Consider the following 18,706-nt stretch of genomic DNA (forward strand, 5'->3'; position numbering starts at 1 on the left):
ATATATTTATTGTAACTCAAACTAAGCTTTGTCAAAAATATATTGATTGATTTTTCAAAGATATCGTATAATGAGGAAAATGACATAAGCAAACTTACTCATGTTTTTTATTATATTCCTTAATGATGATTGCTAGTTATATCGTCTCAAGTTAAAAGTTTTATATCTTATGTCGTAATTATTAATACAAAGGTTATTCATTTGGAGGCACACAAAATGCAAAATAAAGTTTTAAGAATTATCATTATCGTTATGCTTGTATCAGTTGTATTAGCATTGTTATTAACGAGTATCATTCCAATTTTATAAACTATATCTCAACTACCTATACAAAATCATACAATTAAAAATCCATCCGTTATAAACGCATGTATTAATAAGTTATCGTATTGCAACGATTACTTTCAAACATGGGTCATACGGATGGATTATTTTTTAAGCTACTTCACTATGCATTTTCAATGAACCAAATTGCGATTTGATTTGTAAATATTCTTCTAATTCATTTAATATTTGAATAATACTTGCTCTCGAGTTAAGCGCTTTGTGTGTTGTTGGCAATGGCAGTTCATCCAATTTCAAACGCGTCTCATACAAATTGTGTAAACGCATTGCTGTATAGTCATTACTATTCACATTTAGACCAATTTCTTTCAGCAGTGACGCAACATCATTTAAAAGCGGATCTTTATGACAGATACTTTCGATGAGCGGTTTCATTCTCATTAACAATTCCACTTGCTCTTCTCGCATATCAAAATAATGATAATATGAATTTTCGTTTCTAACAAAATGATTTTTAACATCTCGGAACGCGATAGACTTCGCCTTTTTAATATTTAAAAGTAACACTTCAAATTCAATCGCAATGGTATCTTCATATTTTTCACAAATATAACTATATTTACTAAAAATATCAGCAATTTGTTGCTCAATTTTACATTTGTATTCGTCTAGTTGTTTGTCTAAACTTGGCATCATTAAATTCATTGTAAATGCAATGCTTAGTCCAATTAACAGTAATAATGTTTCATTAACAATTAAATGTGCATCAATTGATTTTGCATTAAAAACATGAAGTAATATAACGCAACTCGTAATGACACCTTCTTGTACTTTTAATACGACAGTTAATGGTATAAATAACAATACGATAATACCGAGTACAATTGGACTCTGACCTAATAAACTAAATATTGCTGAACCTAAAAACAATACTAAAAAACATGATACTAATCTTGAAATAATCGCTTGTAGCGAATGTACTTTTGTATGTTTAATACATAATACGACTAATATGGCGCTTGAAGCATAATTATCTAAACCTAACAGCTTACTAATAATTACACCTAAAGTCATACCCACTGCTGTTTTTATTGTTCTAAATCCAATCTTGTAAGGATTTAACTTTAACATGGGTTAGCGCCTCTTATCTTTCTTCACAATATTTATTGAATAATGTTTGTAATTGATTAATTACGTTCATCACATCATGACCTTCGATTTGATGTCTTTCAATCATTTCTGTAATCTTTCCATCTTTTACTAATGCAAATGACGGACTTGAAGGCGCATAACCTTCGAAGTATTCACGCGCTCTTTGTGTCGCTTCTTTATCTTGTCCAGCAAATACTGTCACTAGACGATCAGGTAATACGTCATAATGTAAAGCATGTGATGCTGCTGGTCTTGCGATACCACCTGCACAACCACATACAGAATTGATCATAACTAGTGTTGTACCATCTTGTTTAAGAACTTTGTCAACATCTTCTGCAGTAGTTAATTGCTCATATCCCGCAGATTCAATTTCATTCCTTGCTTGTTCTACAACACCGTTCATGTATAAATCGAAATTCATGTCCATAAGTTCAATCACCTATCCCTTTATATTTAAACTATCCTCATTCTACTAATTAATAACATATTGTTCAATAAACTAATCTGAATCACACCAATATTTAGACACAATTTTAACAATATACCAAACATTATTGTGCTTAATATCATGGAAACTAATTTGTTCACCTGTTTTCATTAATATGTTTCAAGTATGATGTATTATTTTGACTTTACTGCAAAAATGCATTCAACCATGTTGATTATTGTTCTTTATCTTTTTTTGAATTTATTGCACATATTTTATTGCCAAAAAATAATACATCCATCGACAAAAACAAGATAAAACAAGTTGTCGATAGATGCATCTATGTTATCACTAATATATATTTGTATTTTCTAAAGTATACTGTTCGATACGCTGTTTAATATGATTCATAAATTTACCTGTTTGTAAACCATCTAAAATACGATGATCAATTGAAATACATAAATTAACCATGTTACGAATTGCAATCATATCATTAATTACTACTGGCTTTTTAACGATTGATTCTACTTGTAAAATCGCTGCTTGAGGATGATTTATAATACCCATTGATGATACTGAACCAAATGTACCAGTATTATTTACCGTAAATGTACCGCCCTGCATATCTTCAGCTGTCAATTGCTTATTACGCGCTTTCGTTGCTAAAGTATTAATTTCTCTAGCTATACCTTTGATTGACTTTTCGTCTGCATGCTTAATCACAGGTACGTATAATTTATTTTCATCAGCAACAGCAATTGAAATATTAATGTCTTTATGTAAGACAATTTCATTTCCTTGCCAGCTACTATTTAATAAAGGATATGCTTTTAAAGCATCTGCTACAGCTTTTACAAAGAAAGCAAAGAAAGTTAGATTATATCCTTCTTTATTTTTAAAGCTGTTTTTATAATGATTTCTCGTATTCACAAGATTTGTAGCATCTACTTCAATCATCATCCATGCATGTGGAATCTCTGTTACACTATTAACCATATTTTGCGCAATTGCTTTACGCACACCATTTACTGGTATTGTGCTGTTTTCACTATTGTCTTCAGATGATTGGTTACTTGATGTATCTACTGATGTTGATTTTGTTTGAACTTGTTTGTCAGATTGAACTGTGGTACCACCATTTTCAATAACTGACATTATATCCTTCTTAGTTACACGACCTTCAAATCCACTACCTACAACTTGTGATAAATCAATGTCATGCTCTGAAGCGAGTTTAAATACAACAGGTGAAAAGCGACCATTATTACGAGGTTGATTTTGTTTAGCAGTAGATGTCTGTTCTACTGTTGCACTAGCTTTTTTAGTAGATTTCTGAGTATGCTCATCCACTTTTGCTTGTATCTCTTCAGTTGTTTCATTTGTCTTTTCATCAGCAGTTTCAATTTTACAGATAATTGTATCAATAGCTACTGTCTGCCCCGCTTCAACTAAAATTTCTGTAATTGTTCCTGATATCGTGGAAGGGACTTCAGCTGTCACTTTATCTGTTATAACTTCACATAATGGTTCATATTCATCAATATGATCACCAACAGAAACTAACCATTGTTCAATGGTACCTTCATGAACACTCTCACCTAACTTAGGCATTGTTATTTCCATGACTTTCCCTCCCTAGAATTCTGTTAATTCACGCATTTTATTTAAGATTTTTTCTGGATTCATCATAATTTCATTTTCTAATACAGGAGAAAATGGCATAGATGGTATATCTGGAGCAGCTAAACGCATGATTGGTGCATCTAAATCGAACAAGCAATGCTCTGCAATAATCGCTGACACTTCTGACATAATACTACCTTCTAAATTATCTTCAGTTACAAGTAAAACTTTACCTGTATGTTTAGCACGATCAATAATTGTTTCTTTATCTAATGGATAAACAGTTCGTAAATCAACGACTTCAACGTTGATACCGTCTGCAGCTAAAATATCCGCTGCTTGTAAACAATAATTGACCATTAATCCATAACAAAATACTGTTAAATCTTCACCTTCACGTTTAACATCTGCTTTTCCTAAAGGTACAGTGTAATATTCTTCTGGCACTTCTTCCTTTAAGAAACGATAAGCTTTTTTATGCTCAAAGTACAATACTGGATCATTTGATTCGATAGATGATAATAAAAGCCCTTTAGCATCATACGGTGTGGAAGGAATAACAATTGTTAAACCTGGTGATGAAGCAAATATACTTTCAATACTTTGTGAATGATATAGTCCTCCGTGAACACCGCCACCAAATGGTGCACGAATCGTTAATGGGCATTGCCAATCATTATTTGAACGATAACGCATTTTCGCAGCTTCACTAATAATTTGATTTGTCGCAGGTAAAATAAAATCTGCAAATTGAATTTCTGCAATTGGTCTTTTACCTACCATAGCTGCACCAATGGCAGTTCCAACAATATTTGACTCAGCTAATGGCGTATCGATAACTCTGTCTTCACCATATTGTTGTTGTAGTCCTTGAGTAGTACCAAATACGCCACCTTTTTTACCAACATCTTCACCAAGAATAAACACATCTTTATTTTGTTGTAATGCTAAGTCTTGTGCCTGGCGTATCGCCTCTAAATAAGATAATTTAGCCATTAGTTAAGACTCCCTTCTTCGTACACAAATGCATAGGCTTCTTCGACACTTGGATATGGCGCGTCTTCAGCAGCCTTTGTCGCTTTATTGATGATGTCTTTATGCTCCGCTTCTATTTCTGCCAACCAAGCATCATCGATAATGCCAGCTGAAAGCAACTCTTTTTTGAACTTTTCATTGCAGTCTGCTTTTTTAAGCGCTTCACGCTCTTCTTTCGTACGATATTGGTCGTCATCATCTGATGAATGAGCTGTCATACGACTTGTTACTGCTTCAATCAAAGTTGAACCTTGACCAGAAATAGCTCGATCTCTTGCTTCTTTCATCGCTTTATACATTGCTAATGGATCATTACCATCTACTTGTTCACCATGTATACCGTAACCAAGTGCTCTATCCGATAATTTTTCAGCTGCGTATTGTAATGAATCAGGTACTGAAATTGCATATTTATTATTTATAATGACACATACAAAAGGAAGTTTGTGTACACCCGCGAAGTTTAAACCTTCATGGAAGTCACCTTGGTTTGAGCTACCTTCACCAACAGTTGCTGTTGCAATTTTCTTCTTACCATCCATTTTTAAAGCTAAAGCAGCACCAACAGCATGGGGTATTTGAGTTGCTACCGGTGAACTTTGAGACAAAATATTCTTAGCTCTACTACTAAAGTGTGATGGCATTTGTTTTCCACCAGAGTTAACATCGTCTTTCTTTCCAAACGCTGATAAAAACGTATCATACGCTGAGATACCCATATAAGTAACGAAAGCTAGATCTCTATAATAAGGCGCTGTAATATCACCTTCTTCTAATGCGTATGCCATCCCAATCTGAGTTGCTTCTTGTCCTTGACCACTTACAACAAATGGAATTTTACCTGCACGGTTCAATAACCACAGTCTTTCATCTATTTTTCTACCTAAATCCATCCATTTATATATTACTTTTAGGTCTTCTTCGCTAAGGCCTAATGATTTATAATCAATCATGTTAAATCCTCCTATTTATACGTGAATAGCTCTACTTTCTGCTTTCAATCCTAATTCCATCAACACTTCAGAGATGGAAGGATGTGCGTGTGTTGTTAGTCCTAATTCTAATGCCGAGCCATTCATGAACTGTAACAGTGATGCCTCATTAATCAATTCTGTTACATGTGGACCAATCATATTAATACCCACAATTTCTTCAGTTGATTGATCAATCACCATTTCGCTATACCCTTCGTTTGCGTCATGGCTATCAATCACTGCTTTACCAATTGCTTTAAATGGTACTTTAAAACTTTTAACTTTCATTCCCTCTGCCTTTGCCTGCTCAATGTTTAAACCGATAGAAGCAATTTCAGGTTGTGAATAAATACACTTAGGCATCATGTTATAGTTTACTGGGATTGGGTTCCCTTCAAACATATGATCGACAGCCACAACACCTTCTTTTGATCCAACATGTGCCAATTGTAATTTTCCAATACAATCACCAGCTGCATAAATATGTTTATCTTCAGTTTGTTGAAATTCGTTCGTTAAAATATGTCCTGATGTTGAAAGTTTTATTTTAGTGTTGTTTAAACCTATATCTGATGTGTTAGGTTTTCTACCAATCGATAGCAACACTTTATCTACTTTAATTATGTCTGAGGAAATTTCAAACGTAACACCATCTTCGTTAACATTTATATCATTTTCAGAAAGTTTTATTCCCTCATAGAATTTAACACCACGTGCTGACAATGATTTTTTTAATAGTTGTGAAGCTTGTTTACTTTCAGTTGGTAAAATTCTTTCACCTGCTTCTATAACTGTTACGTCAACACCTAAATCTATCATCAATGATGCAAATTCCATTCCGATAACACCACCACCAATAATACCAATACTTGATGGTAACGTCTTTAATGATAATATATCATCGCTAGATAAAATTTTATCATGATCAAATGATAAGAATGGCAACTCTGCAGGCGAAGAACCAGTTGCAATTAATACAAATTGGTTTGGTAATAAGTCTGATTCACCATCTTCATATTCGACAGAAATTGTGCCACTTTGAGGTGAAAATATAGATGTACCTAGAATACGTCCCGTGCCATTATAAATGTCAATGTGATTGTGTTGCATTAAATGCTTTACACCTTGATACATTTGATTAATAATGTCTTCTTTTCGTGCCAACATATTTTCAAAATTAACATTAGCATCTTTGACATCAACGCCAAACATTGCTGCCTGTTTTACTGTTTGAAATACTTCAGCAGATTTAAGCAGCGATTTAGTAGGAATACAACCTTTATGGAGACAAGTACCTCCTAATAGTTGTCGTTCTACTATTGCCACTTTTTTACCTAATTGAGACGCACGTATCGCAGCAACATATCCTGCAGTACCTCCACCGAGAACGACTAAATCATATTGTTTCTCTGACATGTTCTTACTCCTAACTAATGATATATATCCATTGAAAATTTATTAATACATAGTTTTCATGTCCATTAATTACCTATTTTACATGATTGTCTATTTAGTTTGAATGCACATAAATAAATCCATAAATGAGTATTCAACACACTTTGGAAATTATCTACGTCTTTGATTGTGTTGTATCATTTCTCTTGCATTTTCTCGAGTTAAATCAGTAACACTTGCACCTGAAATCATTCGTGCAATTTCATCTACTTTATCATCGCTAATTAACTCTTGAACTTGTGTTGTTGTACGATCATCTTTTGATGATTTCGAAATTAATAAATGATGGTCGCTCATCGATGCAACTTGTGGTAAGTGAGAGATACAAATAACTTGTATATATTCAGCTATATCTCGCATTTTCTCTGCCATTTTTTGTGCAGCTTGTCCAGATACACCTGAGTCAACCTCATCGAATAAAATTGCAGTTTGACCTCTCGATTTAACAAAAATACTTTTTAACGCTAACATAATTCTAGAAAGTTCTCCACCTGACGCAATTTTATTTAAACTTTTTAATGGTTCCCCTTTATTTGGACTGATTAAAAATTCTACAAATTCGATTCCATCAATATTCGGTTCTTCTAATTTTTTAAATGAAATCTCAAGATTTGCGTCTTTCATTTGTAAGTTTTGAATTTCCGATACAATGTGGTCTCTTAACTCCCTAGCGACTATACGACGCTGCTTTGATAACGCTTGTCCAACCTCTATAACTTGATTATACAATGCATTTATTTCTTCTCGTAACTGCGATGTACTTTGTTCATAGTTTTCAATTTTATTGATTTCATTATTAAGCTTTTCTTGATATGCGATTAATTCTGAAATATCTTTTCCATATTTACGTTTTAAATTATTCAGCAAATTCATACGAGATTCATACTCGTTTAACACTTGTTCGTCGAATTCTGTATTAGCCATTTCATCATATAACTCATGTTTTGCATCTTCTAAAATGTAGTAAAATTGATCAATATCTTCTTTTAATTTGTCATATTTGTTTGGAACTATATCGTTTATTGTTAACAAATGGTTGCTTAGTTCATACAAACGATCAGTGATAGCATTTTCATCCGTTAATGTCATATGTGCGTTATTAAGCGCTAAGCTTAATTTTTCAGAGTTTTGAATGCGTTTAATATCTATTTCAAGTTGCTCTATTTCGCCTTCTTTTAGATGTGCTTCAGACAATTCTTCTAATTGGAATTTCATTAAATCTAAACGCTGCAGCAATGCTTGGTCTGCTGATTCTAAATCTTCTAACTCTTGCTTTTTGGCTTTATAATTTTGAAAAGTTTGATGATATTTATCCAACAAATCTTGATAACGTGATTCTGCGTAATTATCCAATAATGTTAAATGGTATTTTTGTTTCAACAAAGACTGCGTTTCATGTTGGCCATGAATATCTAATAATTCTTGCATAACTTTTCGTAAATCTTGTAAAGTAACTGTTTGATTATTAATTTTACAAAGACTTTTACCAGAGCTGAAAATTTCCCGTTTAACTAATAAAAAATCTTCATCTACATCAATATCCATATTTTTCAATATATGTATAGCATCTTTACTCTCGTCAATATCAAATATACCTTCGATGACAGCCTTTTTTTCACCATGTCTTACAAAATCAGATGAAGCTCTCATTCCAATTAATTGTCCAATTGCATCTATAATAATTGACTTACCTGAACCCGTTTCACCACTTAAAACAGTTAAACCATCAGAAAATTGAATTTCTAACTCTTCAATAATAGCAAATTGCTTGATTGATAAGGTTTGTAACATAAACTCATCGCATCCTTATAACAAATTGAAAATTCTTGACTTGATTTCATCACTTGCCTCTTTGCTTCGACAAATAATTAAACAAGTATCATCACCACAAATTGTGCCTAGTACTTCTTCCCAATTGATTTGGTCTAATATAGCTCCAATAGATTGTGCATTACCAGGTAATGTTTTTAGAACAAGTAAATTATCAGTACCATCTATATTAACAAAGGAATCCATTAAATAACGTCCCAATTTTTCTAAAGGATGGAATTTTCTATCATTTGGTAAACTATAAACATATTGACCTGAAGGTATAGGTACTTTAATAAGTTGTAGTTCTTTAATATCACGAGAAACAGTTGCTTGAGTGACATTTAAATCATAATCGTTTAATCGTTTAACTAATTCATCTTGTGTCTCTATCTGTTCATTTGAAATAATTTCTCTAATTTTTATATGCCTAACCGATTTTTTGGGCACAGTAAACACCTCTGATTACGAATATTTATACATTTATTTTAACACATGCACTGATTTACGACTACTAAACACCTTTACGTAAAAAGGGTAAACATGGTTTATCTATCTTGGTTATCTATTTATAAATATTTTTCATATTACGCATAACAATTGCTTAAAATATGTATAAAAATGAATATATGTGTAATAAACTTGCTAATTATTAGATTTAATAAGCGTCAATTGTTTGAACATATTTAATTAAAATCACATTGATATCACAGATACGAATATTGTCGTATAGAAATTGAAAATTCTATTTTTTAAATGAAAGTCTTCAACATAATTTTAAGTTTCAACATGAGAAAAATCGATTAACAAACAACGTCAGTTGAATATGCCTTTTGAGACATTTCAAACTTTACAATTGTTGCTAATCGATATATTTGCTTTTAGTGATCCCTGCTATAAAATAAATCAACGATTTCTAATAAGTGTTTTGTATTGAATTGTTCATCAATTTGCGTTAGTTCATCCACTGCTGCGTCTCTATGATAAGTCAATTTATCTTCTGCGCCATCTTTCCCTAATAAACTCACGTACGTACTTTTATTATTTTCAAGATCGCTGCCCACTTTTTTACCTAACTTTGCTTCATCACCATAGCAGTCTAATAAATCATCTTTAATCTGGAACATCATACCTAAATGATAACTATAACTTTCTAAATGTTCTTTAGTTGCATCATCGACATTAGCGATATCTGCTGCACTCATAACCGCAAAAGTTAATAATGCTCCTGTTTTTGTTTTGTGTATCATTTCCAAAGTTTCAAGATCAATTGGTTGGCCTTCGCTTTGCATATCTAACATTTGACCGCCGACCATTCCAACATGACCACTTGCTATTGACAGCCGTTGTAGAACTTTTATTTTTACTTCATCAGTTAATCTATCATCACTTGAAATAAGTTCAAATGCTTTAGTTAATAAAGCATCACCTGCTAATATCGCAGTCCAATCACCATATACTTTATGATTTGTTAATTTTCCTCGTCGATAATCATCATTATCCATCGCTGGTAGGTCATCATGAATAAGTGAATATGTATGAATCATTTCTAGTGCAATTGCGCTCTTCATACCTAACTCATACTCGGTATTTAGTGAATCTAAAGTGAGTAATAACAGAACTGGTCGGATGCGTTTACCTCCAGCATTTAATGAATACAACATACTTTCTTCTAGCTGAGTATCCATTACTGATTTATTTATCGCAACCGATAATTCATTATTGACTTCATCTATTAATTTATTCATCGGTAGATTCGTCATTTTTTACATCCTCAGCTTCTTCTTTTATTAAGTCATTCACCTTTTTTTCGGCATTTTTTAAAGTTGTGTCACAAGCTGCTGATAGTTTCATACCACGTTGATATAAATCTAATGATTCCTCTAAAGATACTGTTTCATTATCTAATTTTTGAACAATTTGCTCTAATTCTTGCATCATTTCTTCAAAACTTTGCGTTTCTTTAGTCATTATTACACCTTACTTTCGTAACTTTTGCATCTACTAAGCCATCTTTCATTGTTAACGTCAATTGATCATTTTCTGTTAAATCTTTAGTACTCGTAATGACTTCGTCTTTTTTATTAACAATTGCATATCCACGCAACATTGTATTAGTTGGACTTAAATTGTTTAAGTTTTCTACTTTATTTTTCAAATCATTTTTATAACTTAATATCTTAGAATTCAATAATTTAACAAGTTGGTTTGTCAATTGAAGATTATTTTGTTGTTCTTGATTAACACTACTTAGTAATGCTTTTAAATTATAACGTTGTTGCAACAGCATTAATCGATGTCTCTGTTGTTCAAAAGTTGCCTGAATTTGTTGTTTCAGTCTCTTTTCTAAATCATCTCGACGTTGTATCTGTTGATCATACAATAAAGTTGGTTGTTTAAACTTGTAATACGATGACAAATGTTCAACATGTTTACGTTGTTGTTCTAAATGTTTCTTGATGAAACGAGTCAATGTAAACTGATATTGCTGTATTTGTTGCAGCAATTCATATTGGTCTGGTGTTGCAATAACAGCAGCTTGAGTTGGAGTCGCAGCTCTGATGTCTGCAGCAAAATCACTTAATGTAAAGTCTGTTTCATGACCTACTGCTGATATAATCGGTGTCTTACAATTATATATTGCACGGACGACAGCTTCTTCGTTAAAATTCCATAAATCTTCTATGGATCCACCGCCTCGACCTACAATAATGGTATCTACACCTAAACTATCTGCATATTCAATTTTTTCAATAATGTCGTCCTTTGCTTTTTCACCTTGAACCAAAGTACTAATTTGTATTTGTTCAGCTAATGGAAAACGACTATTTATCGTTGAATGGATATCTCGAATTGCGGCACCTGTACTCGCTGTTAAAACTGCAATTTTTTTAGGAAACTTAGGTATTGATTTCTTATTCGCTTTATCAAAACAACCTTCTTCAGTTAATTTTTTCTTTAATGCTTCTAATTTTTGATATAAGTTCCCTATACCATCTAATTGCATTTTATTTACATAAATTTGATAGTTTCCACGACGTTCAAAAACAGAAACACGTGCTTCTAATAAGACTTCATCTCCTTCTTTAGGTTCGAAGTTTAATTTAGAAGCACTACCTTTGAACATCATGGCACTTATAACGCTTTCTTTATCTTTCACATTAAAATATAAATGACCACTTGAATGCTTTTTGAAATTTGAAAGCTCACCTTTAATCAATACAGATTGGAGATGTGGATCTTGATCAAATTTATATTTAATATATTTCGTTAAAGCTGAAACACTTAAATAATCTGACATATAACATCACTCAATTTTATTTTTTTATATTACTCAATACACCATTTATAAATTTATAATGATCATCATCACTGAATTGTTTTGTTAATTCAACTGCTTCATTCATTACGACTTTAGCAGGTGTATCACTGTGTAATATTTCATATGTTGCCATTCTTAAAATAATACGATCCGTTTTTAATAAACGTGCAATAGTCCAATCTTTTAAATAAGGACTAATTGTCTCGTCTAATACAGGTTCGTGATCTTTAACGCCAGAAACTAGCCAATGAATAAATTCGAAGTCTAAATCTGGATTATCGTCTTTAATAAAACTTATCGCTTCATTTATCGTTAAATCACTGTCCTTCATTTCTAATTGAAATAAAGTTTGAAAAGCTTGCACTCGGGATTCTTTACGACTCATTTTTAACTCCTTCAAACGTTTGTATTTTTCTTTATTTAATTACTGAATTAGGTATGACATTACTTTTCAATAACGATTTGTGTAATGTGAATATTAATTTGCTTAGGTTCTATCGCTGTCATATTAGAAATTGAATTAAAAATTGACGTTTGAATTTTGTTTGCAGTTTTTGAAATATTAACACCATGTTTTAATGCACAATATACATCTATATATATGCCATCTTCTTTACTCTCGATTTTTAAATCACGGCTTAAATTTTTACGACTAACTTTTTCTAAATTTGTTTCTTTTAATTCAGCAAAATGGCCAGTGATGCCTTCGACTTCCGAAGTAGCTATACTTGCAATAACAGATAGCACTTCTGGCGCTATTTCTACTTTACCTAATTTTGAATTTGAATAATCAGTTACTTTGACCATGGATTGACCTCCTATTAACCTTCATCATTCATAATGCTATTTTGCTCTAAAAAGTTTGTATTAAATTTACCGCTTCTAAATATATCGTTATTCAATAATTTAATATGGAATGGAATAGTTGTATCAATACCAAGAACCACAAATTCACTTAGTGCACGAATGCCAGCCATAATCGCTTCATCTCGTGTCGGTTCATGTATGATTAATTTCGCTACCATCGAATCATAATATGGCGGTATCGTATAATTAGTATAACATGCTGACTCTATTCGAACACCATATCCACCTGGTGCAAGATATTGCTCAATTTTACCTGGTGATGGCATAAAGTTCTTGTAAGGATTTTCAGCATTAATTCTAAATTCAATTGCGTGTCCTGTTAATTTAATATCTTCTTGTTTATACGGTAACACGTCACCCATAGCAACTTGTAATTGTAATTTAACTAAATCAATTCCTGTTACCATTTCAGTTACAGGATGTTCTACTTGAATACGTGTATTCATTTCCATAAAATAAAATTTATTATCATTTAAATCATATATAAACTCAATTGTTCCCGCATTTTCATAATTTACAGCTTTCGCTGCACGAACTGCGGCATTTCCCATTTCACGACGTGTTTCATCATCTAAAATTGGGGAAGGTGCTTCCTCCACTAATTTCTGCATACGTCTTTGAATTGTACAATCACGTTCTCCTAAATGAATTACATTACCATAGCTGTCCCCAACAATTTGGATTTCAATATGGCGGAAGTTTTCGATGAATTTCTCCATATAAAGTCCACCATTACCAAATGCAGTTTGAGCTTCTTGTTCTGTCATTCGGAAGCCAGTTTCAAGTTCTTTTTCATCACGAGCAACACGGATACCTTTTCCGCCACCACCAGCAGTAGCTTTAATGATGACCGGATAGCCAATTTTTTTGGCGATTTTCTTAGCTTCTGAAACGTCTTTCATTAAACCGTCACTACCAGGAACAACTGGAACATTGGCTTTAATCATTTCTGCCTTAGCAACATCTTTGATACCCATTTTTTGGATAGATTGATAACTTGGTCCAATGAACTTCAATTGGCATGCTTCGCATAATTCTGCAAAGTCAGCATTTTCAGCTAAAAAGCCATAACCCGGATGAACGCCATCACAACCTGTAGAAGTTGCAATAGATAAGATGTTCGGAATATTTAAATATGAATCTTTAGACAAAGTGGGACCTACGCAATATGCTTCATCAGCAATTTGAGTATGTAGCGCATCTTTATCCCCTTCAGAATAGATTGCAACAGTTTGGATGCCTAAATCACGACAAGCGCGAATAATCCTAACTGCGATTTCACCGCGGTTTGCAATTAAAACCTTTTTCATTATTTCACCTTAAATAACGGTTGGCCATACTCTACCATTTGTCCGTCTTCTACTAAGATTTCAACAATTTCACCTGAAATTTCTGCTTGAATTTCATTAAATAGTTTCATTGCCTCTAAAATACACACTGTTGTTTCATTTGAAACAGTGTCCCCAACTTGCACATATGCTTCTTCATCTGGAGATGGCGATTTGTAAAATGTACCTACCATAGGTGCATTAATTGTTTTGTGATTATCTGAAGTTGGCTTTGGAGCTTCAGTTTTATTGCTATCAGTTGATTGTACTTGAGGCATAGGCATTGCCGCAGCTTCAACTGGCATTTGTGAGATTTGTGGCGTGATAATCTCAGTTTCTTTTTCTTTCTTAAGCGTCACTTTGCCTTTAGTATCTTCAATATTGATTTCCGTTAAAGTTGATTTATCCAGAATTTCAATTAATTCTTTGATTTCTTTAAAGTTCATTATTACTGACTCCTTCAGTTTGTTTTCATCTACCCGTCTATTTTACTTGAGACAACTCTTCAATTCAAGCATGTTCATATTGCTGGCGACATTATAAGTCTATCCCAAAGTTATAATAAAAACACATTTTAAATTAAAAACACTTGTGTATTTATTACTTAACATTGACTCATCTTAACTCTTGATTAAAAATTTTATGCATTCAGTTAAACATATCAATGTTATTTTTATTAGCTATTATGTTTTATCCTCAACAATATGATATGTAGATATATACCTTTACTTATGTCTATGTTTTTTCACTACCAATTAGACGATTCGTTTTATATTTTAAAAATTATTTTAAAAATAAAAAGCCTCATATCAGCATATAACCTATAATCATTTTAGGCAATAGCTTTATGAGACTTATTTAGAATATCTTACGTTAAATCAGTATAGTGAATACAAGCTATTTGTTAACAAATTAGAGATTATCCTCTTGAAATGTAGCTTCCATCACCAGTGTTGATAATTAAAACGTCACCTTCGTTTACAAATAAAGGTACATTTAATGTATAACCAGTTTCAACAGTTGCCGATTTAGTGGCACCAGTTGCAGTATCACCTTTAATACCAGGTTCTGTTTCAGTTACTGTTAATTCAACAGTTTTAGGTAATTCAACACCGATAGTTTCACCTTCGTATGTTTGAATTTGTACTTCCATACCTTCTTTTAAGTAATTCAATTCTTCTTTTAAGTAATCACTTGAAAGTTCTGTTTGTTCAAAGCTTTCATTATCCATAAATACATGATTATCTCCGTCAGCATATAAATATTGCATGCGACGATTTTCAATCATTGCTGGTTCAACTTTTTCACCAGCTCTAAACGTTTTCTCTTGAATTGCACCAGTTCTTAAATTACGTAATTTTGAACGAACGAATGCTGAACCTTTACCAGGCTTTACATGTTGGAAGTCTATAACTTTCCAAATAGCGTTATCAACAGAAATTGTTAAACCTGTTTTAAAATCATTAACCGAAATCATTCAGTTTCCTCCTCATTTTACACGCTTATGTTAAAACTATAAGGTCTTTTGTGCATTTAGTAAAGACTTGACAACCATTTTCTGTAATTAAAATATCATCTTCTATTCTTATACCGCCCAAACCTTCTATATAAACACCAGGTTCTACTGTAACACAGTTGTTAACTTGAAGTTTATCTTGTATCGTACGAGCCAGCATTGGCCCTTCATGGATTTCTAAACCAATACCATGTCCTAGTGAATGTCCAAATTCTTTTCCATACCCTTTTGACTCTAAATAGTTTCTTGAAATGGCATCAGCTTCTGCACCAGTCATGCCAGGTCTAATCTCATTAATTGCTTTCATTTGAGATTCAAGTACTATTTGATATATTTCTTTCAGTTTAGGATCTGGTTCTCCAATAGCAAATGTTCTAGTAATATCTGAACAATAGCCGTTATAATACGCGCCAAAATCTAATGTAATCATGTCGCCTTTTTCAATAATTTTATCACTTGCAACACCATGTGGTAATGCACCTCTATGACCAGATGCTACAATCGTATCGAATGATGGTCCATCTGCTCCTAATTCTAGCATTTTGCTTTCTAATATTGCCTTTAATTCTTTTTCAGTCATGCCTGCTTTTACAACAGTTAAAATATATTCATATGTTTCATCAACAATATTAGCTGCTTTTTGAATTAAAGCAATTTCGTCAGCATCTTTGACGTCTCTAATTTTATCTACAGTATTAGAAATGCTTATTAATGATATACGGCTTTTATTTAATTCAAGGTATGTATCATAACTTACATGATGCCCCTCAAAACCTACATTTTCAAAATTTTCTTGGTGTAGCAATTCTTTAATCTCACCAATAATAGTAGATTTACGATTAATAATTTCATAATTTGGCGCCTGCTTAGTTGCTTGATCAATATATCTAAAGTCTGTTATCAAATATTGTTTATCTTTAGATATGATAAGTGCTCCACTGGTACCAGTAAAACCTGATAAATATCTTCTATTGTAATCCGAAAGAATGATAATCGCATCTAAATGTTTTTGTTCTAAAATACGATGCACTTGTGTTATTCTGCTCATCTTATTACCTCCTAGTGAAACGTTTGTGCATTTCAACTTTATACATTAAAATAATATCATAATAAGGATAAAAAATAATAGATATTGATTTTAGGGAGATAGTAATGAAAAAATTGGTTTCAATTGTTGGCGCAACATTATTGTTAGCTGGATGTGGATCACAAAATTTAGCACCATTAGAAGAAAAAACAACAGATTTAAGAGAAGATAATCATCAACTCAAACTAGATATTCAAGAACTTAATCAACAAATTAGTGATTCTAAATCTAAAATTAAAGGGCTTGAAAAGGATAAAGAAAACAGTAAAAAAACTGCATCTAATAATACGAAAATTAAATTGATGAATGTTACATCAACATACTACGACAAAGTTGCTAAAGCTTTGAAATCCTATAACGATATTGAGAAAGATGTAAGTAAAAACAAAGGCGATAAGAATGTTCAATCGAAATTAAATCAAATTTCTAATGATATTCAAAGTGCTCACACTTCATACAAAGATGCTATCGATGGTTTATCACTTAGTGATGATGATAAAAAAACGTCTAAAAATATCGATAAATTAAACTCTGATTTGAATCATGCATTTGATGATATTAAAAATGGCTATCAAAATAAAGATAAAAAACAACTTACAAAAGGACAACAAGCGTTGTCAAAATTAAACTTAAATGCAAAATCATGATAGGAGTCTTTTAATGCGTAATATAATATTTTATCTTGTACTTATTATTGCTGCGATTGGATTAGTAATGAATCTAGATGCCTTTATTTTTTCAATCGTCAGAATGTTAGTCAGCTTTGCTGTAATAGCTGGTATTATTTATCTGATTTATTATTTCTTCATCTTAACTGAAGACCAACGCAAATATCGCAAAGCGATGCGTAAGTATAAAAGAAATCAAAGAAGAAAATAGATAAAAAAATGGAAGCACTTGTAGGTAAAATAGTCTACGTGCTTCCATTTTTTATTCTAAAAACTACTTTCTAAACATCCATTCATCTGAACGATATTTTTCAGTTAATTCTTCCACTTCTGCCAATTGAGCTTCTGTTAATTCAAGTGGCTTTAATTCTATATTTAAACCTTTCTTAAAACCTTTCTCGAAAGCTTCTTCCATTTGACTAATAGTAATGTGTTTATCTGAAATATCATTGATGGCAACTGCTTTTTCAACGAATGCCTCTTTCATTTTTAATTTTAATCTTTCATTTTTATAAATAAACATATCAAACAGTTCATCAATATCAATATCTTGTAAAATCGAACCGTGTTGGAGGATTACGCCCTTTTGTCTCGTTTGAGCACTCCCAGCAATCTTACGGCCTTCAACAACTAGCTCATACCAACTTGGTGCATCAAAACACACTGAACTTCGAGGTTGTTTTAATTTTTGACGCTCTTCAGGCGTTTTAGGTACCGCAAAATAAGTATTAAATCCTAAGTTTTTAAATCCTTCTAATAATCCTTGTGAAATCACTCTGTACGCTTCTGTAACTGTAGAAGGCATATTCGGATGCGATTCAGGCACAATCACACTGTAAGTTAACTCTTTATCATGTAGCACCCCACGGCCACCAGTTTGACGCCTTACGAGACCAAAACCTTTCTCTTTAACCTTATCAATATCAATTTCTTTTTGTAGCCTTTGGAAATACCCTATTGATAATGTTGCAGGATTCCATGTGTAAAAACGTATAACTGGATCAATTTCACCTCTAGAGACAAAATTTAATAACGCTTCATCCATTGCCATATTATAATATGGGTCTTTACTTCCTGTATTAATAAAATTCCAAGTTTCAGTCATATTCAAGAACTCCTATCAGCAAAATGTATAATATTTGATTCGCTAAT

21 protein-coding genes are annotated in these 18,706 nt (G+C 32.2%); 3 read left to right on the plus strand and 18 right to left on the minus strand.

Annotated features, from left to right (window positions below; all coding sequences use genetic code 11):
- The first annotated feature begins 129 nt into the window (after positions 1 to 129).
- Positions 130 to 309 carry a stressosome-associated protein Prli42 gene (gene prli42 / locus IDG63_RS09260; protein ID WP_001789875.1) on the plus strand — a complete coding sequence of 60 codons (180 nt, stop codon included), beginning with the start codon at positions 130 to 132 and terminating at the stop codon, positions 307 to 309.
- 126 nt (positions 310 to 435) lie between these two features.
- Here the strand turns inward: prli42 and IDG63_RS09265 are convergent, their stop codons facing one another.
- The 17 genes from IDG63_RS09265 to IDG63_RS09345 all read right to left on the minus strand — a co-directional run bounded on the left by IDG63_RS09265 (position 436) and on the right by IDG63_RS09345 (position 16,847).
- The gene (locus IDG63_RS09265) at positions 436 to 1,416 is read right to left on the minus strand and encodes an aromatic acid exporter family protein (RefSeq protein WP_000916195.1); all 981 of its coding nucleotides are present in this window, start codon (positions 1,414 to 1,416) and stop codon (positions 436 to 438) included.
- Positions 1,417 to 1,429: 13 nt separating this feature from the next.
- On the minus strand, positions 1,430 to 1,867 hold the full coding sequence (brxB, locus tag IDG63_RS09270; RefSeq protein WP_000367419.1) for a bacilliredoxin BrxB: 438 nt from the start codon (positions 1,865 to 1,867) through the stop codon (positions 1,430 to 1,432).
- A gap of 351 nt (positions 1,868 to 2,218) precedes the next feature.
- Positions 2,219 to 3,493 (minus strand): dihydrolipoamide acetyltransferase family protein, encoded by a 1,275-nt coding sequence (locus tag IDG63_RS09275; RefSeq protein ID WP_000406848.1) that lies wholly within the window; start codon positions 3,491 to 3,493, stop codon positions 2,219 to 2,221.
- 12 nt (positions 3,494 to 3,505) lie between these two features.
- Positions 3,506 to 4,489, minus strand: coding sequence for an alpha-ketoacid dehydrogenase subunit beta (locus IDG63_RS09280; RefSeq protein WP_086095944.1), 984 nt, complete (start codon positions 4,487 to 4,489; stop codon positions 3,506 to 3,508).
- Positions 4,489 to 5,481, minus strand: coding sequence for a thiamine pyrophosphate-dependent dehydrogenase E1 component subunit alpha (locus tag IDG63_RS09285; protein ID WP_000568351.1), 993 nt, complete (start codon positions 5,479 to 5,481; stop codon positions 4,489 to 4,491). The genes IDG63_RS09280 and IDG63_RS09285 overlap by 1 nt, the downstream gene beginning before the upstream one ends.
- Before the next feature lie 15 nt (positions 5,482 to 5,496).
- Positions 5,497 to 6,918, minus strand: a complete 1,422-nt coding sequence (lpdA, locus tag IDG63_RS09290; RefSeq protein WP_001291533.1) for a dihydrolipoyl dehydrogenase — start codon at positions 6,916 to 6,918, stop codon at positions 5,497 to 5,499.
- 150 nt (positions 6,919 to 7,068) lie between these two features.
- The gene (gene recN / locus IDG63_RS09295; protein ID WP_000942211.1) at positions 7,069 to 8,748 is read right to left on the minus strand and encodes a DNA repair protein RecN; all 1,680 of its coding nucleotides are present in this window, start codon (positions 8,746 to 8,748) and stop codon (positions 7,069 to 7,071) included.
- A gap of 15 nt (positions 8,749 to 8,763) precedes the next feature.
- Positions 8,764 to 9,216 carry a transcriptional regulator AhrC/ArgR gene (ahrC, locus tag IDG63_RS09300; protein WP_001124985.1) on the minus strand — a complete coding sequence of 151 codons (453 nt, stop codon included), beginning with the start codon at positions 9,214 to 9,216 and terminating at the stop codon, positions 8,764 to 8,766.
- Between the two features lie 431 nt (positions 9,217 to 9,647).
- Positions 9,648 to 10,529: a polyprenyl synthetase family protein gene (locus IDG63_RS09305; protein WP_000183371.1), complete on the minus strand. Its 882-nt coding sequence runs from the start codon at positions 10,527 to 10,529 to the stop codon at positions 9,648 to 9,650.
- A complete protein-coding gene (locus IDG63_RS09310; protein WP_000159865.1) occupies positions 10,507 to 10,737 on the minus strand; it encodes an exodeoxyribonuclease VII small subunit in 231 nt (76 codons plus the stop codon). The genes IDG63_RS09305 and IDG63_RS09310 overlap by 23 nt, the downstream gene beginning before the upstream one ends.
- Entirely contained in the window at positions 10,730 to 12,067 is a 1,338-nt protein-coding gene (gene xseA, locus IDG63_RS09315; RefSeq protein WP_001286928.1) for an exodeoxyribonuclease VII large subunit, read from the minus strand. The genes IDG63_RS09310 and xseA overlap by 8 nt, the downstream gene beginning before the upstream one ends.
- 16 nt (positions 12,068 to 12,083) lie before the next feature.
- Positions 12,084 to 12,473: a transcription antitermination factor NusB gene (gene nusB / locus IDG63_RS09320; RefSeq protein ID WP_000087385.1), complete on the minus strand. Its 390-nt coding sequence runs from the start codon at positions 12,471 to 12,473 to the stop codon at positions 12,084 to 12,086.
- 59 nt (positions 12,474 to 12,532) lie between these two features.
- Positions 12,533 to 12,895, minus strand: a complete 363-nt coding sequence (locus IDG63_RS09325) for an Asp23/Gls24 family envelope stress response protein (RefSeq protein ID WP_000241588.1) — start codon at positions 12,893 to 12,895, stop codon at positions 12,533 to 12,535.
- Positions 12,896 to 12,909: 14 nt separating this feature from the next.
- Positions 12,910 to 14,265 carry an acetyl-CoA carboxylase biotin carboxylase subunit gene (gene accC, locus IDG63_RS09330; protein ID WP_000756612.1) on the minus strand — a complete coding sequence of 452 codons (1,356 nt, stop codon included), beginning with the start codon at positions 14,263 to 14,265 and terminating at the stop codon, positions 12,910 to 12,912.
- On the minus strand, positions 14,265 to 14,729 hold the full coding sequence (gene accB / locus IDG63_RS09335) for an acetyl-CoA carboxylase biotin carboxyl carrier protein (RefSeq protein ID WP_001009520.1): 465 nt from the start codon (positions 14,727 to 14,729) through the stop codon (positions 14,265 to 14,267). Before accB ends, accC begins: the two co-directional genes overlap by 1 nt.
- 473 nt (positions 14,730 to 15,202) lie before the next feature.
- Positions 15,203 to 15,760 carry an elongation factor P gene (gene efp, locus IDG63_RS09340; RefSeq protein ID WP_000626504.1) on the minus strand — a complete coding sequence of 186 codons (558 nt, stop codon included), beginning with the start codon at positions 15,758 to 15,760 and terminating at the stop codon, positions 15,203 to 15,205.
- A gap of 25 nt (positions 15,761 to 15,785) precedes the next feature.
- Entirely contained in the window at positions 15,786 to 16,847 is a 1,062-nt protein-coding gene (locus IDG63_RS09345; RefSeq protein ID WP_000087107.1) for a M24 family metallopeptidase, read from the minus strand.
- Positions 16,848 to 16,951: 104 nt separating this feature from the next.
- Here IDG63_RS09345 and IDG63_RS09350 point away from each other — a divergent pair, with 104 nt between their 5' ends.
- Both IDG63_RS09350 and IDG63_RS09355 read left to right on the plus strand, forming a co-directional pair.
- Positions 16,952 to 17,533, plus strand: coding sequence for a hypothetical protein (locus IDG63_RS09350; RefSeq protein WP_000737686.1), 582 nt, complete (start codon positions 16,952 to 16,954; stop codon positions 17,531 to 17,533).
- Positions 17,534 to 17,546: 13 nt separating this feature from the next.
- Positions 17,547 to 17,765 (plus strand): SA1362 family protein, encoded by a 219-nt coding sequence (locus IDG63_RS09355; protein ID WP_001244301.1) that lies wholly within the window; start codon positions 17,547 to 17,549, stop codon positions 17,763 to 17,765.
- A 63-nt stretch (positions 17,766 to 17,828) separates the two neighbouring features.
- Here the strand turns inward: IDG63_RS09355 and IDG63_RS09360 are convergent, their stop codons facing one another.
- Complete coding sequence (locus IDG63_RS09360) at positions 17,829 to 18,659, minus strand: lipoate--protein ligase family protein (RefSeq protein WP_000141113.1); 831 nt, start codon at positions 18,657 to 18,659, stop codon at positions 17,829 to 17,831.
- Positions 18,660 to 18,706 lie beyond the last annotated feature (47 nt).

The sequence above is a fragment of the Staphylococcus sp. EG-SA-14 genome, assembly GCF_017151935.1.
Lineage (GTDB): Bacteria > Bacillota > Bacilli > Staphylococcales > Staphylococcaceae > Staphylococcus > Staphylococcus aureus.